The following is a 22112-nucleotide window of genomic DNA, read 5'->3' on the forward strand; positions in this document are numbered from 1 at the left end:
CCAAAAAACTGATTAAAACCTCGGGGGTAAATAACCTGGGGTATCAAAAAATTTGCAGCCGCATTCGCTTGCGTGCGCCAAATCCATCCCCTACGCTGACCTCCTGATTTCGCCCGACCCGGAATTAAAAACCCGGAGCCGACGCGCTTTCAGGCTCCCTCGGAGGCTTTGACAAGGAAATTGAACCGTCAATTTCCAAGGCATTGTTTCGCCCGAAATTAGCCAGTACCGCATCGCATAAAGAATTCAGTCGCCACGGCCCGCGCGTTTCCATCTCACGGAGAAACCGGAATGCATGCCCTGCTCGAAGCCATCGATTCGCCCCATTCGCTGCGCCAGCTCGGCATTGCGCAATTGCCGGGCCTTGCGGATGAATTGCGATCCTTCATCGTCGACAGCGTGTCCCGCACGGGCGGCCACTTCGCCTCCAACCTCGGCACGGTCGAGCTGACGGTCGCCCTGCACTACGTGTTCGACACCCCGCGCGACCGCATCGTCTGGGACGTGGGCCACCAAAGCTATGCCCACAAGATCCTGACCGGCCGACGCCAGGCCATGCCCACCTTGCGCCAATTCGGTGGTATTTCCGGATTTCCGAGGCGCACCGAATCCGAACACGATCATTTCGGCACCGCGCATTCCAGCACCTCCATTTCCGCCGCCCTGGGATTTGCGCAGGCCGCCCGCATTTCCAATTCGACCGACCACGCCATTGCGGTGATCGGCGACGGGGCCTTGAGCGCCGGCATGGCCTTCGAGGCCATGAACAATACGCAGGCCTGCGGCCGCTTATTGGTGATATTGAACGACAACGACATGTCGATTTCACCGCCCGTCGGCATGCTGCGCCTTTATCTGGGCGGATTGATTTCAGAACGCGCCTATGCCAGCGCCAATGAAGCCAGCCGGCAAAGGTTGCGCGCCATGCGCCCGGCGCTGGCCCCTTGCGAGCCCTCGGAGCTCGGCCTGTCGCCCGCCACCCTGTTCGAGCAGTTCGGCTTCCACTACACCGGCCCCATCGACGGCCACGACCTGGGCGCGCTGATTCCGGCCCTGCAGAAGTTGCAGGCACAGCCGGGGCCGCAGCTGCTGCACATCGTCACGCAGAAGGGCCACGGCTACCGCCCGGCCGAGCAGGACCCGGTCCTGTACCACGGCCCCGGCAAGTTCGACCCCGCCGCCGGCATCAAGACCGCCCCGGCAGCCGCCCCCGCCAGGCCGACCTACGCCCAGGTCTTCAGCGACTGGCTCTGCGACGAGGCCGAGGCCGATGCGCGCGTGGTCGCCATCACGCCGGCCATGCGCGAGGGCTCGGCGCTGATGGACTTCGAGCGCCGCTTTCCCGAGCGCTACTTCGACGTCGGCATCGCCGAGCAGCACGCCGTGACCTTCGCCGCGGGCCTCGCGGCGGCGGGGATGCGGCCGGTGGTCGCCATCTACTCGACCTTCCTGCAGCGCGCCTACGACCAGCTGATCCACGACGTGGCGCTGCAGAACCTGCCGGTCGTGTTCGCGGTCGACCGCGCCGGCATCGTCGGTGCCGACGGCGCGACCCACATGGGTGCCTTCGACGTCGCCTACCTGCGCTGCATTCCGAACATGGTCGTGATGGCCGCGTCCGACGAGGACGAGTGCCGCCAGATGCTGCACACCGCCCTGCGCCACGACGGCCCGGCCGCCGTGCGCTACCCGCGCGGCGGCGGGCCCGGCGCGCTGCCCGTGCGTGCGCTGCAGCCGCTGCGCATCGGCCGCGGCCAGGTGCGGCGCGAATCGACGCAGCCCATGGGCGCGCGCATCGCCATCCTGGCCTTCGGCACCATGGTCGCGCCCAGCCTGGCCGCCGCCGAACGGCTCGACGCTACGGTCGCCAACATGCGCTTCGTCAAGCCGCTCGATGCCGACCTGGTGCTCTCGCTCGCCGAGACGCACGACGTGCTCGTGACCGTCGAAGAAGGCTGCGTGATGGGCGGCGCCGGCGCCGCCTGCCTCGAATCGCTGGCCGCGCAGGGCGTGCTGATTCCGTCGCTGCACCTGGGCCTGCCCGACCAGTTCGTCGAGCACGGCGACTGCGCCCGGTTGCTTGCGGCCCACGGCCTGGATGCCGACGGGCTGGTGCAGTCGATCCAGGCGTTCTTCGATGCCAACGCCCCCGCGTTCCGCACGGCTCGCATGAGCCTCGTTTCCTGAAACCCACCGTGACCGCCAGCCACAGGAGAACCCGATGAGCACAGCCACCGCACGCCGCATCGACGCGCCCGCCCCGCCTTCGCTTCAAGTGATCCGGGGTGCCGAGGCCAACCCGTACCACGCCAAGGTCGAGTACACCTACCAGGACGACCCCGAGGACTGGCGCAAGGCCATCGGCGAGGACCTGATGTTCCAGTTCGGCGTCTACGACGACCCGCGCTCGGTGCCGCCGATCTCGCTCAACGAATCGGGCCTGCGCTACTTCGACCAGCAGATGGAAATCGCGGGCCTGGACCAGCCCCCGCCCTTTCCCATCCGGCGCATCCTCGACGTGGGCTGCGGCTGGGGCTTCGGCCTGCGCTACCTCGCGGAGCACTTTCCGCAATGCCGCCAGCTCGACGGCATCAACATCAGCGAGACGCAGCTCGCGCACTGCGCCCGCTACCACGCCCAGCAGCACCTGAGCGACCGCGTGAACCTGTACCTGTGCGACGCGCAGGACGTCGCCCTGCTGCCCAACCCCGACACGCCCTACGACCTGGTGACGATCCGCGGCGTCATCTCGCACTTCCCGAACGACCTGTACGAACGCTCGATGAAGCAGGTCGCCGCGCGCATGCGCCCGGGCGCCAAGGTCGTCATCTCCGACAACCTCTACAACATCCCGCTGGACAACTACCGCTCCGACATCGAGGACGAGGTCGACCGCCTCGCCTGCAAGCACCGCAAGACACCGGCCTACTTCCGCCGCGTGCTCGAAGAGAGCGGTTTCGCAGTCGAAGACATGCGCGTGCTCCCGCGCAACATCGACGTGGCGCGCTGGTTCACCGACGTGAAGGAAAACATCGAGAAGAACTTCACGCCGGACACCATCCCGCCGCCGCTGGAGGAGCTGCGCGTGATGGCGGTCAGCCTCTCGGTCGCGCTGATCAAGGACAAGTTCTCGACCTACAGCGTCATCGCGCGACGCGTCTGAATTTCCCCCACCAGGAGCGCCCACACCATGCAAGCATCCGCGCAAGCCGTCGGCATCGACGTCATCCACAGCCGCAGCCTCGACCACTACCAGGACAAGATCGAGCAGGTCTACGCCGACACGCCCGACCAGTGGCGCAAGGCGATCGGCAACGAGCTCTGGTACCAGTACGGCGTGTTCGACGACAAGATGGACCCGCACGACCTCCCGCTCGACGCCTCCGGGCGGCGCCACATGGAGCACCAGTTCGAGCTCGCCGAGCAGGCCGGCGCCGACCTCTCGCCGGCCACCGTGCACCGCGCGATCGACATCGGCTGCGGCTGGGGCCCGGTGCTGAAGTTCATTGCGCAGCGCTACCCGCAGTGCGCGCGCATCGACGGCGTGAACGTGAGCCGCCCGCAGCTGGAATGCGCGCGCGAACTCATCGCGCACGAAGGCCTGGCCGACCGCGTGCGGCTGTACCAGTGCAACGCCAAGGACATCGGCGAGCTGCCCGACGCGCGGGTGCCCTACGACCTGGCCATCCTGCGCGGCAGCCTGATCCACTTCACGCCCGAGGTGCTGGAGCAGGCCATGGCCGCGCTGTCGGCGCGCATGCGCACGGGCGGCACGGTCATCATTTCGGAGAGCCTCTACAAGGTGGACCTGGCGACCTACAAGTCGCACATCCCGGACAAGGTCGACCGCGCCGCATCGGGCTACCGCAAGACGCCCGACGGCGTGAAGCAGGTGCTCGAGCGCCACGGCTTCGCGGTGCTCGACCAGCGCGTGCTGCCCTCGAACGCGGAGGTGATCCGCTGGTACGGGCTGGTCAAGGACAACCTGGACGCGCACCACCCGACCAGCAAGACCGCCACGTTCACCGAGCTGCGCGACATCGCGGTGAGCTTCTCGGACGCGCTGCTCAAGGACAAGGCCTCGTCGTTCAGCTTCATTGCGCGGCGGACCTGAGTCCCGCGCACCGACCCGACCCCACCCCGGGAAGACCTGAGTGAACCAAGAAGCTCCGTGGCAGGACGAGGCACGCGCGGTCCCGCGCACCGGCATCGAACCCGCCGGTGCCTTCGACGCGTGGATGCGGGGCACCACCCGCCGCATCGAAACGGCCCTCGGCCTGCACCTGCCGCCGCCCGACACCCGGCCCACGCGCCTGCACGAGGCATTGCGCTATGCCGCGCTCGGCGGCGGCAAGCGCATCCGCCCCTTGTTGTGCCAGGCGGCGGGCGCCCTCGCCGAAGCGCCGCCCGATGCGCTCGACGCCACGGGCGCCGCCATCGAGATGGTCCACGTCTACTCGCTCGTGCACGACGACCTGCCCGCGATGGACGACGACGACCTGCGCCGCGGCAAGCCCACCGTGCATGTGGCCTACGACGAAGCCACCGCGATCCTCGTGGGCGACGCGCTGCAGGCGCAGGCCTTCTTCACGCTGAGCGAACTGCCGCTGCCGACCGAGCGTCGCATCGCGCTGGTGCGCGAGCTGGCGCAGGCCGCCGGCTCTCGCCACCTCGTGGGCGGCCAGGCCATCGACCTGCAAAGCGCGGGCCGGTCGCTGAGCCAGCCGGCGCTCGAACAGATGCACCGCATGAAGACCGGCGCGCTGATCCGTGCGGCCGTGCGCATGGGCGCGCTGTGCGGCCTGGCCGACACGCCGGCCAACGCCGCGCTGTACCGCGCGCTCGACGACTACAGCAACGCCATCGGCCTGGCCTTTCAGGTGGTCGACGACATCCTCGACGCGACCGCCGACACGGCCACGCTGGGCAAGACCGCCGGCAAGGACGCCGACGACGACAAGCCGACCTGCGTGTCGATGCTCGGCCTGGCGGCCTCGCGCGCGCTGGCCGGCGAACTGCGCGAACGCGCCCACGCCGCGCTTGCACCGCTCGGGCCCGGGGCCCGGCGTCTCGGCCAGCTGGCCGACCTGGTCATCCAGCGCGCGCACTGAGCCGCCCGCGCACAGGTGCGTCCCCCCGCCTTCGAACAAGGAGCCTCGGCCATGACTGAACCCTCGACTCGCCTCATGACCGGCCCCCACGCCGGCGAGCACGCCCCGCGGCTCGTGAGTGCCCGCAAGCCGCTGCTGCACACGCGCAGCGCCTCGGGCGACACGCGCATGCCGCTGCCCTACACCAACGGATGGTTCGCCGTGTGCTTCAGCCATGAAGTCAGGCCGGGCGCATTGATCACCGTCCCGTTCATGGGACAGGACCTGGTCGTCTACCGCACGGCGTCGGGCCTGCTTCGCGTCATCGAGCCGTACTGCCCACACCTGGGCGCCCACCTCGGGCACGGCGGCACGATCGACGGCGAGCACCTGACCTGCGCGTTCCACGGCCTGGTGTTCGGTCCCGATGGCGCGTGCGTGCGCGCCTGCCCGGGCCAGACCCCGCCGCGCACAGCGCTGACGAGCCGCTACGCCAAGGAAGCGAACGGCGTGGTCATGGTGTGGCGCCACAGCGAGGACATCCCGCCCGAATGGGACTTTCCGAGCCTCGACCTCGACGACCGCATCTACCCGCAGTACGGACAGCGGGAACTCGACGGCTACGGCGACGCCGTGGGAGAGAACAGCGTGGACATGATCCATTTCGGATCGCTTCACGGCCTCACCGAGGCCGCGATGACGCACGAGATGGAGCAGCACACGCTCACCGTCTCGATCAGCGCGCGCTGGAAGGGCAAGCGGCTGAACATGCGCCTGACCAACTTCGGCCTCGGGCACACCCGGGCGGAAAACGAGATGCCGGAGTTCGGCCTGCGGGTCACGACGCTGGTCTATGCCACGCCCATCGCACCGCTGCGCTGGACCTTCCGCTGGATCGACATCCCCAGCGTCGCGCGGTTCGACGGTTGGCCCTCGCCTGCCAGAAAGCTCGCCTACCGCGTGCTCAACCCCATGGCGCATCGCTGGCTGATCTCGTTCTCCAGCGAGGACATGCCGTTCTGGCGCACCCGCGCCTTCCTCAAGCGCCCCGCCCTCATGGCGGGCGACCGCTCCATCGCCGCCTTCCGCCGCTGGTCCGCGCAGTTCTATCCCGCCACCCCGCCCGGCGACGCGGACACCGAGCCGGTCCTGAGAGCGTCGGCGGAACGATGAACCACCCCCACCAGGAGCTCCCACCATGCGCGTCATCCTTGCCCAGCCCCGAGGCTTCTGCGCCGGCGTCGTGCGGGCCATCGACACGGTGGAGCACGCGCTGCGGCGCCACGGCACACCGGTGTACGTGCGCCACGAGATCGTCCACAACAAGCACGTCGTCGACGGCCTGAAGGCGCAGGGCGCGGTGTTCGTCGAAGAACTCGCCGAGGTGCCCGCCGACGCGGTCGCGATCTTCAGCGCGCACGGCGTGAGCCGCGCGGTGGAAACAGAAGCCCGCGCGCGCGGCCTGCGCGCGATCGATGCCACCTGCCCGCTGGTCACCAAGGTGCACGAGCAGGGGCGCCGCTATGCCGCCAAGGGCTATGCGCTGATCCTCATCGGCCACGCCGGGCACCCCGAGGTGACCGGCACGCTGGGGCAGATTCCCGCGCCGATCACGCTGGTGCAGACCGAGGCCGACGTGGACGCGCTGGTGCTCGATGCCGACACGCCGCTGGCCTACATCACGCAGACCACGCTGTCGGTGGACGACACGCGCGGCATCATCGACGCGCTGCAGCGGCGCTTTCCGCAGATCGTCGGCCCCGACACGCGCGACATCTGCTACGCCACGCAGAACCGGCAGACGGCCGTGCGCGAACTGAGCCAGCAGGTCGACGTGGTGCTGGTGGTCGGCGCGCAGAACAGCTCCAACTCGCAGCGCCTGCGCGAGATCGCAGCGCAGGCCGGCGTGCGCAGCTACCTCATCGCGCAGGGCAGCGAGCTCAAGCCCGACTGGGTGCGCGACGCCGGCGCGGTGGGCGTCACCGCCGGCGCCTCGGCGCCCGAGACCATGGTGCAGGACGTGGTCGCCGCGCTGCGCCGCCTGGCCGAGGTGGAACTGCTGACGCTGCCCGGGCGCGAGGAGCACGTGGTGTTCCGGCTGCCGGCCGAACTCGCCGCGGAGGCCGCCGCCGCCGAGGTGGCCACGCCATGACGCCGGGTGCGCGCATCGCCGCGCCCGCGCACGCCCACCGTCAACGGAGAAGATGATGACGAGAACTGCAGCCCTCCCCCAGGCCACGGCCAGCGACGTCGCCCCGCCCGCATCCGGCGGCATGCCATCGAACAGGCGCAGCACCGTGGGTGAAACACGCGCACCGCTGCCCTACCCCGACGGCTGGTTCTCGGTCTGCTTCAGCCGGGACCTCCCACCGGGCACCGTGCGCACCGTGCCCTTCATGGGCCAGGACCTGGTGCTGTACCGGACGGCCGCGGGGCGCGCCTGCGCCATCGACCCCTACTGTCCGCACCTGGGGGCCCATCTCGGCGTGGGAGGCAAGGTGCAGGGCGAGGAACTGGTCTGCCCGTTCCATGGCCTGGCGTTCAGCCCCGAGGGCGGCTGCGTGCGCACCGGGCAGGGCACCACGCCTCCCGATGCATCGCTCACGCTGCGCTACACGAAGGAAGTCAACGGCGCGGTGATGGTGTGGGCGGACCACGAGAACCGGCCGCCGAACTGGGAGGTGCCCGAGCGCGACCTGAGCGCGTTCGCATCGCCGCCGCAGCACAGCAGCCACGAGATGCGCGGCTATCCCCAGGACACTGGCGAGAACAGCGTCGACCAGGTGCATTTCGGCTGGCTCCACGGACTGACGGACACCGCCGCGACCTACGAGGTGGGCGACTGCTGGATGGAAACGCTGCTGACCGCGCGCTGGCACGGGCAGCCGATGCGCATGCGCATGCGGCAGTTCGGCATGGGCCATGTGCAGGCGGAAAGCGAGATGTCCCGCATCGGTTTTCGCGTGATCACGATGCTGTACTCCACGCCCACCGCGCCCATGGAATGGACCATGAGCTGGATCGACACCTTTGAGCTCGCGCTCTTCGAACGCCTGCCCCGGCCGCTGCGACGGGCCGCCTATGCGCTGCTGGGTCCGGTGGCCAAGCGCTGGCTGGCCAGCTTTGCCCAGATCGACTTTCCGATCTGGAACGCCCGCGCCTTCCTCGGCCGTCCCAAGTTGCTCCGGGGCGATCGCGGGATTGCGGAGTTCCGGCGCTGGTCTGCCCGGTTCTATCCGCCGTCGTCCACCGACAAGCGCGTCTTTCCCATCCGCCCGGTGCCGCCGGTCTCGTCGGCGGCCTCGGGTGCGGGAGCAGCCGGTGCATCGGCAGAGCCCCTCGCGCCTGTTTCCTGACCCACGGCCCACCCCAAGACCACCGGAACCCCACCATGAACTACCCCGACCGCATCGTCTTTCCCGAAGTGAGCTTCCATATCCCGGAGATGTTCTGCAGCGTGCCCCCGAAGATCCACACCGACTACCCGGTGATCGACGAGCGCAATGCCGCCTGGGGCCGCGAGTTCCTGCCGTTTCCGGACGAAGCGACGCGGCTGAAATTCCTGCGCCTGCACCTTCCGATGTGGGATTGCCTGCTGTTTCCGATCGGCTCGGCCGACCGCATCTTCCTGACCTCGTGCGTGACGGGCCTCATCCTGGCCATCGACGACATGCCGCTGGGCCGGCACGCGGTGTGCGGCGACGGCGACGTCGCGCTGCTGGAAGGCCACCCGCTGGCACGCGCGGCCGCGGACATCTTCGGCCGGCTCAGGCAGTCCATGTCGCCGCAGGTCTACCGCCGCTATTGCCTGGAGTGGAAGGCCTGGTTCGACAGCGTGGAAGTGGAGGCCGGGCTGGTGGCCGAAGGCAAGGTGCTGCCGTACGACGAGTTTCTTGCGCTGCGCCATCCCAACACGGGGCTGCTGCCCTACTTCCCGGTCTCCGAGTTCATCTACGACCTGGACCTGACCGAGCTGCTGGCGCAGGACGCCGACCTGCAGCGCGCCATCCTGGCCACCAACGAGCACGTCGCGCTGGTCAACGACCTGCTCTCCCATCACAAGGAGCATGCCGTGGGCGTGACCCTCAACGCGATGGAAAGCCTGCGCATGGCGCACGGCCACAGCCCGCAGGAGGCCGCGGACATCCTCTGCCAGCGCATCCGCGAGGCCGACCGCACGCGCGTCGACGCCTGCGAGCTGCTGCGCCGCCGCTACGCCCATCGCCCCGACGCCGATCGCTTCGGCCTGTACCTGGACAGCTTCGGCCTGATGTGCGCCGGCAACCTGCGCTGGATCCTGGAGAACGACCGCTACGTGGACAGCCGCGGCAACGGCTGGGACTGGACGCGCTCGCGCCACGTCGTGCTCGACCGCCCGTAGCGCCAGGGTGCCGCCACGATGGACCAAGGAGCCTCGACCATGCCCGGATCATCAACGCGCGTCGGCAAGGCCACGCCATGAAACCGCCCGTCGCACGCCGCCTCTCGCGGCAGGTGCGCGTCGGCACCGTGCGCATCGGCGGCGACGCGCCCGTGGCCGTGCAGGCCATGACCAACACCGACACCGCCGACGCGGCCGCCACCGTGGCGCAGGTGGCGGCGCTGGCGCGCGCGGGGGCCGAGCTGGTGCGCCTCACGGTCAACAACGAGGAGGCCGCCGCGCAGGTGGCGCCGATCCGCGACGCGCTCGCGCGCCAGCAGGTGCACGTGCCGCTGGTGGGCGACTTCCACTTCAATGGCCACCGCCTGCTCGCGCAGTACCCCGACTGCGCGCAGGCGCTGGCCAAGTACCGCATCAACCCCGGCAACGTCGGCCGGGGCGACAAGCGCGACGCGCAGTTCTGCCAGCTCATCGAGATCGCCTGCCGCCACGGCAAGCCGGTGCGCATTGGCGTGAACTGGGGCAGCCTCGACCCCGCGCTGCTGGCGCGCCTGATGGACGCCAATGCACAGGCGGCGCAGCCGCAACCGGCCGACGAGGTGATGCGCCAGGCCCTCATCGTCTCGGCGCTGGAGAACGCCGCGCGCGCCGAAGACGTGGGCCTGCCGCCCGATCGCATCGTGCTGTCGGCCAAGGTGAGCCAGGGGCAGGACCTGATCGCCGTGTACCGCGAGCTCGCCGCGCGCTGCGACTACCCGCTGCACCTGGGCCTGACCGAAGCCGGCATGGGCTCCAAGGGCATCGTGGCCTCGGCCACCGCGATGGGCGTGCTGCTGCAGCAGGGCATCGGCGACACCATCCGCGTGTCGCTCACGCCCGAGCCGAACGGCGACCGCACGCGCGAGGTGCTGGTGGCGCAGCAGATCCTGCAGTCGATGGGCCTGCGCGCCTTCACGCCCAGCGTGACCGCCTGCCCCGGCTGCGGGCGCACCACGAGCACCTTCTTCCAGTCGCTGGCCAGCCAGATCGAAGGCTGGCTGCACGCGCAGGCACCGGCCTGGCGTGTGCGCTTTCCGGGCGTGGAAGACATGCACGTGGCCGTGATGGGCTGCGTGGTCAACGGCCCCGGCGAGAGCCGGCTGGCGCACCTGGGCATCTCGCTGCCGGGCTCGGGCGAGCAGCCGGTGGCGCCGGTGTACATCGACGGCGAACGCGCGCTGACGCTCAAGGGCGAGCACATCGCCGACGACTTCACGCGGCTGGTCGAGACCTACGTGGCCGCGCGCTACGGCGCCGATGCCGAGGCGAGCGAGCGACTCGGTGCGTGGATGAAGCCGTCGTCGCGCGAGCGCGTCGTGCCGATCGCTGCCGTCTGAAGGCATCGCCATGGCCACGCAACGCCTCACCCTGCTCGGCGCCACCGGGTCGATCGGCGACAGCACGCTCGATCTCGTGGCGCGCCACCCCGACCGCTTCACGGTGCATGCACTGACGGCGCACCGCAACCTCGACAAGCTGTTCACGCACTGCGTCGCCTTCCGCCCCGAGGTCGCGGTGGTCGGCGACGCGCCAGACGCCATGCAGTTGCAGGCGCGGCTGCGCGCGGCCGGCCTGCGCACCGAGGTCATGTATGGCCCGCAGGCGCTGTGCGAAGTGGCGCAGTCGGCGGGCTGCGACACGGTGGTGGCGGCCATCGTCGGCGCGGCGGGGCTTCTGTCGTCGCTGGCGGCGGCGCGCGCGGGCAAGAAGATCCTGCTGGCGAACAAGGAGGCGCTCGTGATGTCCGGCGCGCTGTTCATGCGCGCGGTGGCCGCGCACGGCGCCACGCTGCTGCCGCTGGACAGCGAGCACAACGCGATCTTCCAGTGCCTGGCGGGCGCGCCGGCCGGCGGCGCGGGCGTGCAGCGGCTGGTGCTCACCGCGTCGGGCGGGCCGTTCCTGCACCGCCCGCTGGAGGCGCTGGACCGCGTCACGCCCGACGAGGCCTGCGCGCATCCCACCTGGCGCATGGGCCGCAAGATCTCGGTCGACTCCGCGACGATGATGAACAAGGGCCTCGAGACCATCGAGGCGCGCTGGCTGTTCGCGATGCCGCCCGAGCGCATCGAGGTGGTGATCCACCCGCAGAGCGTGATCCATTCGATGGTGGCCTATGCCGACCAGTCGGTGCTGGCGCAGCTGGGCCGCCCCGACATGCGCACGCCGATCGCGCACGCGCTGGCCTGGCCCGAGCGCATCGACTCGGGCGTGGCGCCGCTGGACTTCCTGCAGCTCGCCCACCTGAGCTTCGCCGCGCCCGAGCTGAAGCGCTTTCCCTGCCTGCGCCTGGCGCTGGAGGTGCTGCGTGAGGGGTGCGCGGCCAGCGTGACGCTCAATGCGGCGAACGAAGTAGCGGTCGATGCGTTCCTGCACGGGCGCCTGCGCTACACCGACATTGCGCACGTGGTGGAAGACAGCCTCCAGCACGCGCCTGCGTCCGCGCACGAAAACATCGACGACATCCTCGCGGCGGATGCGCATGCGCGCGTGCTGGCGGGTCAGGCGATCCAGCGTGCGGCGTCGCGGTCTGCATCGCCTGCGGTCGCGCTTTCCGAGTCGACCGCCTTGGCCGAAGGCATGGGCGCGCGGCTGTAGCGCGACAGCCACTTGGCCGCCACGGCCAGCGCCATCGAGGGTGGGGTTTCACGCACGGCGCGCGATGCGCCATGCGCCTCGTGCGCCGCGCCGCTCACCATGGCAGCGAGTAGGTTTTGGTGTTGGTGAAGCTCTTCATCGCCTCGAGCACGCCTTCCTTGTAGCCCAGGCCCGAGTCCTTGATGCCGCCGAAGGGCGTGAGCTCCAGGCGGTAGCCCGGCACCTCGCGCACGTTGACGCTGCCCACGTTCAACTCGCGGATGAAGCGCGTGATGTAGTCCAGGCGGTTGGTGCAGATCGAGGACGACAGGCCGTAGGCCGTGCCGTTCGAGATGCGGATCGCCTCGTCGATGTTCCTGAAGCGGATCACGGGCGACACGGGGCCGAAGGTCTCGTGCTTGGCGACGGTCATCTCGGGGTCGACGTGGTCGAGCACGGTGGGCGAGTACAGCGCGCCGCGGCGTTCGTTGCCGTACAGGAGCTTGGCGCCGGCTGCGATGGCTTCGTTGACGACCGCTTCGAACTGCTTGGCAGCCGCCTCGTCGATCACGGTGCCCATGTCGGTGTCCGGGTCCATCGGGTCGCCGTACTTCAGCGCGCGGGTCTTTTCCACCAGCAGTTCGACGAAGCGGTCAGCGACCGATTCGTGCACCAGCATGCGCTTCACGGCTGTGCACCGCTGCCCCGAGTTCTTGTACGACCCGTTGGCGGCCAGCGTCGCCGCCTCCTCGATGTCCGCGTCTTCCATCACGATGATCGGGTCGTTGCCGCCCAGCTCCAGGATCTGGCGCTTGTAGGTGGCCTTGCCCGCGATGTACTTGCCGATGGGCACGCCGCCCGTGAAGGTGACGAGGTCGACGTCGGCATTGGTCAGCAGCTCGTCGGCGATCTCCTTGGGGTCGCCCGTGAGCACCGACAGCATCTGCGGTGGCAGGCCCGCCTCGTACAGGATGTCGGCCAGCAGGAAGGCCGTGAGCGGCGTCTTCTCGCTGGGCTTCAAGACGATGCGGTTGTTGGTCGCAATGGCCGGCGCCACCTTGTGGATCACCTGGTTCAGCGGGTGGTTGAACGGCGTGATGGCGGTGATGGCACCCAGCAGCGGCTCGCGCATCGTGTAGACCTTGCGGCTCTTGCCGTGGTGCGTGAGGTCGCAGGAGAACACCTGGCCGTCGTCCACCAGCGCCTGGTTGGCGGCGAACAGCAGCACGTCGGAGGCGCGGCCCACTTCGTACAGCGAGTCCTTGCGCGACAGGCCCGACTCGAGCGTGATGGTGCGCGACATCTCGTCCAGACGCGAGGCGATGATCTCGCCGGCGCGCATGAGGATCTTGTAGCGCTCGTAGCGCGTGAGCGTGGGCTTGTAGTCGCGGGCGATGCGCAGGGCGTTGCGCACGTCGTCCAGCGTGGCCTTGGGCACGGTGGCGATCACCTCGCCGGTGTACGGGTAGGTGACCTCGATGGTGCGGTCGCGGTGGACTTTCTCGCCCGCGATGCGCAGCGCTTCGCGGTACACGGTGCCGGGCTTCAGGGCGGCGTGGTCGGACTTGCTCATGGAATGCTCCGTCAAATAAGTTCAGGCGGCGGCCACCAGCGGGCCTTGGGCGTGGTTCAGTGCGAGGTCGAGCGCGTCGAAGTTGCGCAGCCGGCGCGTGCTCGCCACGCCCGCGACGGGGCGGTTGCAGATCAGCGGCACCTTCTGCTCCGACACGCCACCGTGCGAACGCAGCGGCACTTCGAGCGCCGTGAGATCGTGGCGCGTGGCCGAGGTGCCGATGACGGTGCGCTGCTCGCTCACCACCACGATGTCGCCGATGCGGTCGGGTGGCAGCTCGAAGCGCTGCGCGGCCTCCTTGCGCGAGAGCACGAGCTGCATGCCGGGGATGCGCTGGATGCGGTCGATCCAGCCGGGCACCTCGTCCTCGCTCGGCACATACACGGTGGCGAACGAGCCGAGCGCGCCGTGGTGCACCACGTACGGATCGGTGATCGGCAGGATCACGCGCGCGCGGTCCGGTCCGTACCAGCCGTCGAGCACGTCCTGCAGGTAGATCACGTTCGGCGAGCCGTCGGCGCCATGCTTGTCGTTCATGCCGTGGTCGGCCGTGAGCACGATGGTGGCGCCGAGTGCATCGAGCTGCGCGAGGTAGCCGTCCATCATCTTGTAGAAAGCGTTGGCGGCGGGGCTGCCCGGCGCGGCCTTGTGCTGCACGTAGTCGGTGGTCGACAGGTACATGAGGTCGGGACGCTGCGATTCCATCAGCTTCACGCCGGCGGCGAACACGAACTCCGACAGCTCTGCGCTGTAGACCGAAGGCACCGGCATGCCGACCATGTCGAGCACGCTGTCGATGCCGTTCTCTTCCATCGTCACCTGGTCCGACTTTTCCGACGAGAAGCAGATGCCCTTCATCTTGTGGCCCAGCAGCTTGCGCAGCTTGTCCTTGGCCGTGACCACCGCGAGCTTCGCGCCTGCATCGGCAAACGCGGCCAGCACGGTGCCGGCGCGCAGGTACTTGGGGTCGTTCATCATCACTTCCTGGCCCAGCTCGCGGTCGAAGAAGTAGTTGCCGCAGATGCCGTGCACCGCGGGCGGCGCGCCGGTCACGATCGACAGGTTGTTCGGGTTGGTGAACGAAGGCACGACGCAATCGGCGAGCAGGTCGGCGCCGCCTTTGCGCATGGCCTCGAGGTACGGGGCCACGCCGGCCGCAATGGCCGCGTCGAGGTATGCGGGCTCGCAGCCGTCGACGCAGACGACGACCACCGGGCGGACCATCCAGCGGTAGCTGCGGCCGTTGACTTCGAGTCGATCGGATTTCATGAAGAGATGCTCCTTGGCAAGTTGGGTGTGGCGGTGCGCGGGCTTCAGCGGCGGATGAACAGCGCAATGAAGGCACTGATGAGGCAGCTGGCCGCGACGATGGGGAACACCACCGAGGTGCTGCCCGAGTGGTCCAGCATCCGGCCGATCAGCGGTTCGCCCAGGCCGGCCAGCAGGTACGAGAAGAAGTTCATGACACCGGTGGCGGTGCCGGCGCGCTTGGCGCCCACGAGGTCGGGGCACAGGGCCCAGAACGACGAGGCCGGGCCGTAGACGAAGAAGCCCGCCAGGAACAGCAGCCCCAGGCCGAGGATGCTGGTGGGCAGCAGGTACATGCCCATCGAGGCGATGGCGCCCAGCAGCATGTACAGCACGATGGCCTTGTAGCGCTTGGAGCCGAACACCTTGTCGGAGATCCAGCCGTTGGTGAGCGCACCGAAGGCCATGCCCACGGGCAGCGCCACCGAGATCCAGGCCGGGTCGATCATGCCGTCGGCGGCCTTGGCCCAGTCCTTGCCCAGGAAGTGCACGGGCACCCAGACGATGAGGCCGTAGCGCGCCGCGTTCTGGAAGCCGATGGCCAGCGCGGCGATCATCAGCTTGGGGTTGCTGAGCACGGCCTTGTAGCGCGACCAGGAGCTTTCCTGCGGCTCGCCGTCGGCCACGCCGGCCTTCTCGGCTTCCTGCGGGTTGTTGTTCGCCACGCCGGTATCGGGCGACTTGAAGCCCAGGTCTTCCGGCCGTTCGCGGGCGATCAGGTAGAAGGCGATGCCGCCCACCAGCATCAGCAGCACGGGGAGCCGGAAGATCCAGCGCCAATCGAGGTGCAGCACGTTGACGACGATGATCGAGGTCACGAACGACAGCACCGAGGCGCAGCCGGCGGCGAACACGTAGAAGCCGTAGACCTTGCCGCGCTCGCCCGCGCCCCACCAGTTCGACAGCAGCCGGCTGCCCGGCGCCCAGCCCAGGGCCTGGAAGTAGCCGTTGATGCCCCAGGGGATCGCCAGGCTCTTGAAGCCGACCGCGAAGCTCACGACCCAGTTGGCGGCGCACGAGAGGATGGCGCCGGCGGTCATCACGCGGCGTCCGCCGAACTTGTCGCCCAGGTTGCCGTTGATGGCCTGCCCGACGGCATAGCACCAGAGCAGCGAGGTCGAGGCCCAGCCCAGCATTTCCTTGGAGAGGCCGAACTCCTTCTGAATGCCGGGGATGGCGAAGCCGAAGGTCTGCCGCCCTGTATAGAAGAAGAAGTAGCAGAACATGGCCGCCAGCAGCATCCGCCACTGCGCCTTGCGGAACGAATTGTCGAGGGGGCGCGCGTAGGTGCCCGCCTGCAGGATGGGATTGGCCGCTTGCATGGTATGTCTCCTTGTCTTGACGGGCGTGGGGCCCGTGGGGCCGGCTCGATGGCCGGCATGCTGTCTGTCGTGTCTGGCTGTCTCTGTCTTTTCTCGCTGCGCAGTCCCTGCCTGTCAGGCCAACGCCGCCGCGCCGATGAAGTTCTTGCCGCGCGCCCCGTCCATGGCCCGCGCGATCATGGCCGCCGCTTCGCTGTCCGCCACGCCATAGTCGGCAAACTCGGTCTTCACGCCAAGCCCCTGCAGGAAAGCCCGCAGTCGCTGCGTGGCGGTCGCCAGGTCGGCGCCGAACAGCAGCTGCAGCGTCCGGTCGCGGTCGGGCGAGCGGGCCCAGGCTTTTTCCAGCACGAGGGGCAGCGTGAACGAGCACGCGATGCCGTGGGCCAGGCCGTGGCGCAGCGTCATCTCGTAGGAGATGGAATGCGCCAGCGCCGTCTTGGTGTTGGAGAACGCCATGCCGGCCTTCAGCGCGGCCAGCGCCATGCGCTCGCGCAGGTCGAGGTTGCCCAGGTCCTTCAGCAGCGCCGGCAGGCAGTCGAAGATGTCGCGCACGGCCGAGACGGCGAAGGTGTCGGAGACCGGGTTGGCGTTGACGTTCCAGATCGCTTCGAGCGCGTGCGAGAGCGCATCGAGCCCCGTCGACACCGTGGTGCCCGCCGGCACCGAGAGCATGAGCTCGGGGTCGACGATGGCGGCCTCGGGCCAGGTGGCGTCCAGGTGCAGCGAGTACTTCTTCTGGTTGCCGGCGTCCCAGATGGTGGCCCACGGCGTCACCTCGCTGCCGGTGCCGGCGGTGGTCGGCACGGCGATCAGCGGCTTGACGCTGGCGGGCACGAAGGGCTTGCCAGTGGCCAGCAGCGCGACGAGCTCGTCGAACTGCCCGTTGGCCGTGCCCACCATCAGGGCCTTGGCCGTGTCGATGGCGCTGCCGCCGCCGACCGCCACGATGGCGTCGCAGGGCGCGTCCGACTGCCAGAAGGTGTTGTACAGCTCGCGCAGGTGGGCGACATCGGGGTTGGGGCGCACGTCGTCGATGACGGTGACGAGCGCGTCGCCCAGCAGCGCCTGCAGGCGATCGACCAGCCCGAGCCCGCGGGCCTCGGGGAAGGTGACGAGCGCGACGCGGCGCCCCGCCAGGAGCGAGGGCAGCCGTGCGAGGCTGCCTCGCCCGGAATGAATGGACACGGGGTTGCGGTAGGCGTGGGGCATGTTTTTTGTCTCCGGTTTCTGTCTGGGCCGCAGTGTCGAAGCGGCGCACCGGGGCGTCCAATCGCATTTCGCGCGTGCGACCCGTCCAAAACCGATGGATGCCTTGGGGAAAGCCTGCATAGGCGCCAGCGCCGCATCTGAGGGAGGCTCGGCGCACGCCCCTCACGATCGCCCCATGTTTCACCAGTACTACAAGTGGATCCGCTGCTTCCACGCCGTCGCCAAGACCGGCGGCTTCACCACGGCCGCGCGCTACCTGCACATCGGCCAGCCCACCGTGACCGACCAGGTCAAGGCGCTGGAAGAGCGCTTCAACGTCGAGCTGTTCCTGCGCAGCGGGCGCGCCGTGCGGCTCACGGCCGCGGGCGAGCAGCTGTATGCGATCACGCAGGGCCTGTTCGGGCAGGAGGAAGAGGCGATGCAGTTCCTGCAGCGCGCCCACAAGCTGCGCACGGGGCTGGTGCGCGTGGGCGCGGTGTCGCCACCCATCGCGCTGGAGCTGGCGCGCAGCTTCAAGCGCAGCCACGCCGGGCTCGACCTGACGGTGTCGATCGGCTCCGAGGCTTCCACGCTCGGCGGGCTGCAGGACTTCGACATCGACGTGGGCATCCTCGTCGAGCCGCCCGAGATCGAGGGCCTGCACCAGGTGCCGTACCGCGTGGAGCGCATCGTGGCCGTGGTGCCCGCGAAGCACCCGTGGGCGAAGAAACGCACCATCGCCACGCGGGACATCGCGGGCGAGCCGGTGATCCTGCGCGAGCCCGGCTCCAAGACGCGCCACCGCGTGGAGCGTGCCTGCGCGCAGCAGGGCGTGCAGATGCACTGCGTGATGGAGATCAACAGCCGCGAGGCCATCCTGCACGCCGTGGCCAACGGCATGGGCGTGGGCTTCGTGACGCAGATCGAGTGCATTCCGCTGCCCGGCCTGAAGATGGTGGAGATCGACGACGACGAGCTCTCGATCAGCTACTCGCTGTGCTGCCTGGCGGTGCGCAAGGACCGGCCACTGATCCGTGCGCTGTTCGAGGTGGCGCAGCAGGGCGACGACACGGCCGACTGAGCAGGGTTTCGTCGCGGGCGGCACACCCTGCGGCGGGCTTCTTCGCTATCCTGCCGTCTGGCCCCAGACGAAGGATCGACCTTGAACTTGCACCCCGCCCTCCAGGACGCCGCCGCGCGCGACTTCGGCACCCTTGCCGACCTGGTCCGCCTCCACGCCCAGCACACCCCCGAGCGCCCCGCGCTGGCCGATGCCCAGCAGACGCTGGACTACCGCGCGCTCGACGCGCTCATGGACCGCATCGCCGCCGCCCTGCAGCGCGACGGCCTGCGCGCCGGCGACGCCATCGCGGTCTGCGCCGCCTCGTCGGTGCCCTACGCCGCCGTGTTCCTGGGCGCGCTGCGCGCGGGCGTCGCGGTGGCCCCGCTGGCCCCCGGCTCGGCGCCCGCCAGCCTGGCGCGCATGATCACCGACGCCGACGCGCGCCTGCTGTTCACCGACGCCTCGGCCGCCGAAGTGGTCGGCGCCGCGCAGGCCACCGGCCTGCCGCACATCGCGCTCGACGGCTCCAACGTCGGCCGCGCGCTCGACGACTGGCTCGCCGCGCCCGGCGCGAAGCCGGAGCCGGTCGACGCGCAGCCCGACTGGGCCTTCAACATCATCTATTCGTCGGGCACCACCGGCGAGCCCAAGGGCATCGTGCAGGGCCACGGCATGCGCTGGTCGCACATCCAGCGCGGTGCCAAGTACGAGTACGGGCCCGAGACGGTCACGCTGCTGTCGACGCCGCTGTACTCCAACACCACGCTGGTGGTGTTCTTCCCCACCCTCGCCTTCGGCGGCTGCGTGGTGCTGATGCCCAAGTTCGACGCGCTGGGCTACCTGCAGCTGGCCGAGAAGCACCGCGTGACGCACACGATGCTCGTGCCGGTGCAGTACCAGCGGCTGATGGCACACCCGCGCTTCGACGCGCACGACCTCTCGACCTTCCGCCACAAGTTCAGCACCAGCGCGCCCTTCAACGCGGCGCTCAAGGCCGACGTGCTCAAGCGCTGGCCGGGCGGGCTGGTCGAGTTCTACGGCATGACCGAAGGCGGCGGCACCTGCATCCTCGAGGCGCACCTGAACCCGACCAAGCTGCACACCGTGGGCCAGCCCGCGCCGGGCAGCGACATCCGCCTGATCGACGAGGAAGGCAACGAGCTGCCGCGCGGCGACACCGAGGTGGCCGGCGAGGTGGTGGGCCATTCGGCCGGCATGATGACCGGCTACCACCGCCAGCCCGCGAAGACGCGCGAGGCCGAGTGGTTCGACGCCACCGGCAAGCGCTTCATCCGCACCGGCGACGTGGGCCGCTTCGACGCCGACGGCTTCCTCACGCTGTTCGACCGCAAGAAGGACATGATCATCAGCGGCGGCTTCAACATCTACCCGAGCGACCTCGAAGGCGTGCTGCGCGGCCATGCGGCGGTGGCCGACGTGGCGGTGGTCGGCATCCCGTCCGAGCAGTGGGGCGAGACGCCCGCGGCCTTCGTGGTGCGCCGCGAGGGCGACGCCACCACCGAAGAGGCGCTGCTGCAGTGGGCCAACGCGCAGGTCGGCAAGACCCAGCGGCTGGCGCGCCTGCGCTTCATCGACGAGCTGCCACGCAGCGCGATCGGCAAGGTGCTCAAGCGCGAGCTGCGCGACCTGAGTGCCTGACCGAGTGACCGCCACAAGCACCGACACCGCCCCGCCCGAACACGGCGGCGGCAACGGCCTGCTGTGGGTGCTCGTGGCCGTCGCGGCCGTGTTCGCCTTCGTGCGCCCCCGCGCGCCGATGGACTGGCTGCGGCTGGTCGACTGGCAAACGGTGGGCGCGCTCGCAGGCCTGCTCGCCATCACCCAGGGCGTCGAGAAGAGCGGCATGCTGCAGGCCGCCGCGCGGCGCCTGCTGGCCCACACGCACAGCCAGCGCGGCCTGGCGATGGCGCTCACGGCCACGGCCGCGCTGCTGTCGGCGCTGGTCACCAACGACGTGAGCCTGTTCCTGCTGGTGCCGCTCACGCGCGTGCTGGCCGTGCAGGCGCACCTGCCGTTGGCGCGGCTGGTGGTGCTGCAGGCGTTGGCCGTGAACGCGGGCTCGGCGCTCACGCCCATCGGCAACCCGCAGAACCTGTACCTGTGGCACCGCTCGGGCGAGAGCTTCTTCGGCTTCATGGCCATGATGGGCCCGACCGTGGCGATCATGCTGTTCTGGCTCTTCGTGGCCGTGTGGTGGCTGGTGCCGCGCACGCCGATCGCGCTGCGCGAGGAGACCGAGGCCGCGCCCGTGCAGCCGCGCCTGCTGGCGCTGGCCGGCGTGCTGTTCGTCGGCTTCGTGGTCGCGCTCGACCGCCACTGGCTGCTGCCCGGCCTGGGCGCGGTGTTCGGCGTGCTGCTGCTCACCTACCCACGCGTGCTGCGCGGCATCGACTGGGCCTTGCTGGCGATCATCGCCCTGATGTTCGTCGACCTGCGCCAGGCCGCCGAGCTGCCCGCCATCGCGGCGCTGCTGGGCCACTGGCCCATCGGCGAGGGCTGGCGCGCCTACCTGGCGGCCATTGCGGCCTCGCAGGTCATCAGCAACGTGCCGGCGGCGATCCTGCTCGACCGCTACGTGCACGACCTGCCCGCGCTGGCGGCCGGCGTGAGCGTGGGCGGCTTCGGCTGCGTGCTGGGCTCGCTGGCCAACCTGATCGCGCTGCGGCTGGCCAAGCTGCCGCACGGGCTGCGCGAGTTCCACCGCATCAGCATTCCGTTCCTGCTGGTGTGCGCGGCCTCGGCGCTGCTGCTGCGGCTGGGGTGATGACAGGCGGCGGGGCGGCGCGGACAATCGCTCCCGCCATGCACACGCCCGCCCCCGTCCTCTCGCTGCGCGACTACACGCAATCTCGCGGCAGCCACGCGCACGACCACTTCCAGGTGCTGCTCGGGCTCGACGGCGTGCTCGAGATCGAAGTCGAAGGCCGCGGTTCGGGCATCGGCACGGGCCAGGCCCAGGTGGTCGCGCCCGGCGACCGCCACGACTTCGAGGCCCGGCGCGGCGGCAGCGTCTGCCTCGTGCTCGACACCCCGCACGCCCCGTGGGCGCGTTGCGTCGAACAGCCGCCGGCCGATGCGCCCCGGCTGCACGCGCTGGCCCGCTACCTCGCGCACTGCCTGCAGCAGCCGCAGCACGCAGCGCTCGCCCTGCAGCACGGGCCGGCGCTGCTGCTCGAGGCCTGGGGTGCCGTCGCCCCGTCGGTCGCGGACACGCGCCGCCGCCGCATCGACTGGCCGGCCCTCGCGGCCTGGGCGCAGGCGAACTGGCACCGGCCGCTGGGCGTCGCCGACCTGGCCGAGGTCGCCTGCCTGAGCCCCAGCCAGTTCGCGCAGCGCTGCCGCGAGGAACAGGGCCGCAGCGCGATGCTGTGGCTGCGCACGCTGCGGCTGGCCCATGCGCGCGAACTGCGGCTCGAGGGCCTGAGCGTGGCCGAGACGGCGCGCCGCACGGGCTACCGGTCGCCGTCGGCGCTCACGGCCGCGCTGCGCCGCTGACTCCGTCGTTGCGCGACGACGCACCGTCGGGCCGCGACGAGCGCGGCGCGTAGCCTCG

General features: G+C 69.8%; 18 protein-coding genes. 14 read left to right on the top strand and 4 right to left on the bottom strand.

The window, feature by feature from the left end; all coding sequences use genetic code 11:
• The first annotated feature begins 291 nt into the window (after positions 1 to 291).
• From dxs to ispC, 10 genes are all read left to right on the top strand, one after another.
• A complete protein-coding gene (dxs, locus tag AC07YS_RS22245; RefSeq protein WP_495269896.1) occupies positions 292 to 2187 on the top strand; it encodes a 1-deoxy-D-xylulose-5-phosphate synthase in 1896 nt (631 codons plus the stop codon).
• 34 nt (positions 2188 to 2221) lie between these two features.
• A complete protein-coding gene (locus tag AC07YS_RS22250) occupies positions 2222 to 3163 on the top strand; it encodes an SAM-dependent methyltransferase (RefSeq protein WP_495269897.1) in 942 nt (313 codons plus the stop codon).
• A 27-nt stretch (positions 3164 to 3190) separates the two neighbouring features.
• Positions 3191 to 4114, top strand: a complete 924-nt coding sequence (locus tag AC07YS_RS22255; protein WP_495269898.1) for an SAM-dependent methyltransferase — start codon at positions 3191 to 3193, stop codon at positions 4112 to 4114.
• A gap of 124 nt (positions 4115 to 4238) precedes the next feature.
• On the top strand, positions 4239 to 5111 hold the full coding sequence (locus AC07YS_RS22260; protein WP_495269903.1) for a polyprenyl synthetase family protein: 873 nt from the start codon (positions 4239 to 4241) through the stop codon (positions 5109 to 5111).
• A gap of 51 nt (positions 5112 to 5162) precedes the next feature.
• On the top strand, positions 5163 to 6263 hold the full coding sequence (locus AC07YS_RS22265) for a Rieske 2Fe-2S domain-containing protein (protein ID WP_083259397.1): 1101 nt from the start codon (positions 5163 to 5165) through the stop codon (positions 6261 to 6263).
• Between the two features lie 25 nt (positions 6264 to 6288).
• Positions 6289 to 7242, top strand: a complete 954-nt coding sequence (gene ispH, locus AC07YS_RS22270) for a 4-hydroxy-3-methylbut-2-enyl diphosphate reductase (protein ID WP_495269899.1) — start codon at positions 6289 to 6291, stop codon at positions 7240 to 7242.
• A gap of 55 nt (positions 7243 to 7297) precedes the next feature.
• A complete protein-coding gene (locus AC07YS_RS22275) occupies positions 7298 to 8446 on the top strand; it encodes a Rieske 2Fe-2S domain-containing protein (protein WP_216360110.1) in 1149 nt (382 codons plus the stop codon).
• A 35-nt stretch (positions 8447 to 8481) separates the two neighbouring features.
• Positions 8482 to 9471 carry a terpene synthase family protein gene (locus tag AC07YS_RS22280; RefSeq protein ID WP_070063787.1) on the top strand — a complete coding sequence of 330 codons (990 nt, stop codon included), beginning with the start codon at positions 8482 to 8484 and terminating at the stop codon, positions 9469 to 9471.
• Positions 9472 to 9548: 77 nt separating this feature from the next.
• Positions 9549 to 10847, top strand: coding sequence for a flavodoxin-dependent (E)-4-hydroxy-3-methylbut-2-enyl-diphosphate synthase (ispG, locus tag AC07YS_RS22285; protein WP_070063786.1), 1299 nt, complete (start codon positions 9549 to 9551; stop codon positions 10845 to 10847).
• A 10-nt stretch (positions 10848 to 10857) separates the two neighbouring features.
• Complete coding sequence (gene ispC / locus AC07YS_RS22290; protein ID WP_495269900.1) at positions 10858 to 12105, top strand: 1-deoxy-D-xylulose-5-phosphate reductoisomerase; 1248 nt, start codon at positions 10858 to 10860, stop codon at positions 12103 to 12105.
• Between the two features lie 94 nt (positions 12106 to 12199).
• On the opposite strand, the gene phnY is transcribed toward ispC, so the two are convergent.
• From phnY to psrA, 4 genes are all read right to left on the bottom strand, one after another.
• Positions 12200 to 13657, bottom strand: coding sequence for a phosphonoacetaldehyde dehydrogenase (phnY, locus tag AC07YS_RS22295; RefSeq protein ID WP_492737068.1), 1458 nt, complete (start codon positions 13655 to 13657; stop codon positions 12200 to 12202).
• A 21-nt stretch (positions 13658 to 13678) separates the two neighbouring features.
• Positions 13679 to 14926: a phosphonoacetate hydrolase gene (gene phnA, locus AC07YS_RS22300; protein WP_495269589.1), complete on the bottom strand. Its 1248-nt coding sequence runs from the start codon at positions 14924 to 14926 to the stop codon at positions 13679 to 13681.
• A gap of 44 nt (positions 14927 to 14970) precedes the next feature.
• Positions 14971 to 16287: an MFS transporter gene (locus AC07YS_RS22305; protein ID WP_095747023.1), complete on the bottom strand. Its 1317-nt coding sequence runs from the start codon at positions 16285 to 16287 to the stop codon at positions 14971 to 14973.
• A 114-nt stretch (positions 16288 to 16401) separates the two neighbouring features.
• Positions 16402 to 17496 (bottom strand): iron-containing alcohol dehydrogenase PsrA, encoded by a 1095-nt coding sequence (psrA, locus tag AC07YS_RS22310; RefSeq protein WP_495269590.1) that lies wholly within the window; start codon positions 17494 to 17496, stop codon positions 16402 to 16404.
• 175 nt (positions 17497 to 17671) lie between these two features.
• Between psrA and AC07YS_RS22315 the strand changes: the two genes are divergently transcribed.
• The 4 genes from AC07YS_RS22315 to AC07YS_RS22330 all read left to right on the top strand — a co-directional run bounded on the left by AC07YS_RS22315 (position 17672) and on the right by AC07YS_RS22330 (position 22054).
• Positions 17672 to 18556: a LysR substrate-binding domain-containing protein gene (locus AC07YS_RS22315; RefSeq protein WP_070061914.1), complete on the top strand. Its 885-nt coding sequence runs from the start codon at positions 17672 to 17674 to the stop codon at positions 18554 to 18556.
• Between the two features lie 87 nt (positions 18557 to 18643).
• Complete coding sequence (locus AC07YS_RS22320; protein ID WP_495269606.1) at positions 18644 to 20197, top strand: class I adenylate-forming enzyme family protein; 1554 nt, start codon at positions 18644 to 18646, stop codon at positions 20195 to 20197.
• Positions 20198 to 20201: 4 nt separating this feature from the next.
• The gene (locus tag AC07YS_RS22325; RefSeq protein WP_495269591.1) at positions 20202 to 21323 is read left to right on the top strand and encodes an SLC13 family permease; all 1122 of its coding nucleotides are present in this window, start codon (positions 20202 to 20204) and stop codon (positions 21321 to 21323) included.
• Positions 21324 to 21361: 38 nt separating this feature from the next.
• Positions 21362 to 22054, top strand: coding sequence for a helix-turn-helix domain-containing protein (locus tag AC07YS_RS22330; RefSeq protein ID WP_495269592.1), 693 nt, complete (start codon positions 21362 to 21364; stop codon positions 22052 to 22054).
• Positions 22055 to 22112 lie beyond the last annotated feature (58 nt).

Source organism: Variovorax sp. GW458-11-26-14-LB1 (assembly GCF_059423965.1).

Excerpts from the sequence above, each read along its gene's own strand:
- dxs (WP_495269896.1), top strand. The coding sequence starts at position 292 with ATGCATGCCCTGCTCGAAGCCATCGATTCGCCCCATTCGCTGCGCCAG.
- AC07YS_RS22250 (WP_495269897.1), top strand. The coding sequence starts at position 2,222 with ATGAGCACAGCCACCGCACGCCGCATCGACGCGCCCGCCCCGCCTTCG.
- AC07YS_RS22255 (WP_495269898.1), top strand. The coding sequence starts at position 3,191 with ATGCAAGCATCCGCGCAAGCCGTCGGCATCGACGTCATCCACAGCCGC.
- AC07YS_RS22260 (WP_495269903.1), top strand. The coding sequence starts at position 4,239 with ATGCGGGGCACCACCCGCCGCATCGAAACGGCCCTCGGCCTGCACCTG.
- AC07YS_RS22265 (WP_083259397.1), top strand. The coding sequence starts at position 5,163 with ATGACTGAACCCTCGACTCGCCTCATGACCGGCCCCCACGCCGGCGAG.
- ispH (WP_495269899.1), top strand. The coding sequence starts at position 6,289 with ATGCGCGTCATCCTTGCCCAGCCCCGAGGCTTCTGCGCCGGCGTCGTG.
- AC07YS_RS22275 (WP_216360110.1), top strand. The coding sequence starts at position 7,298 with ATGACGAGAACTGCAGCCCTCCCCCAGGCCACGGCCAGCGACGTCGCC.
- AC07YS_RS22280 (WP_070063787.1), top strand. The coding sequence starts at position 8,482 with ATGAACTACCCCGACCGCATCGTCTTTCCCGAAGTGAGCTTCCATATC.
- ispG (WP_070063786.1), top strand. The coding sequence starts at position 9,549 with ATGAAACCGCCCGTCGCACGCCGCCTCTCGCGGCAGGTGCGCGTCGGC.
- ispC (WP_495269900.1), top strand. The coding sequence starts at position 10,858 with ATGGCCACGCAACGCCTCACCCTGCTCGGCGCCACCGGGTCGATCGGC.
- phnY (WP_492737068.1), bottom strand. The coding sequence starts at position 13,657 with ATGAGCAAGTCCGACCACGCCGCCCTGAAGCCCGGCACCGTGTACCGC.
- phnA (WP_495269589.1), bottom strand. The coding sequence starts at position 14,926 with ATGAAATCCGATCGACTCGAAGTCAACGGCCGCAGCTACCGCTGGATG.
- AC07YS_RS22305 (WP_095747023.1), bottom strand. The coding sequence starts at position 16,287 with ATGCAAGCGGCCAATCCCATCCTGCAGGCGGGCACCTACGCGCGCCCC.
- psrA (WP_495269590.1), bottom strand. The coding sequence starts at position 17,496 with ATGCCCCACGCCTACCGCAACCCCGTGTCCATTCATTCCGGGCGAGGC.
- AC07YS_RS22315 (WP_070061914.1), top strand. The coding sequence starts at position 17,672 with ATGTTTCACCAGTACTACAAGTGGATCCGCTGCTTCCACGCCGTCGCC.
- AC07YS_RS22330 (WP_495269592.1), top strand. The coding sequence starts at position 21,362 with ATGCACACGCCCGCCCCCGTCCTCTCGCTGCGCGACTACACGCAATCT.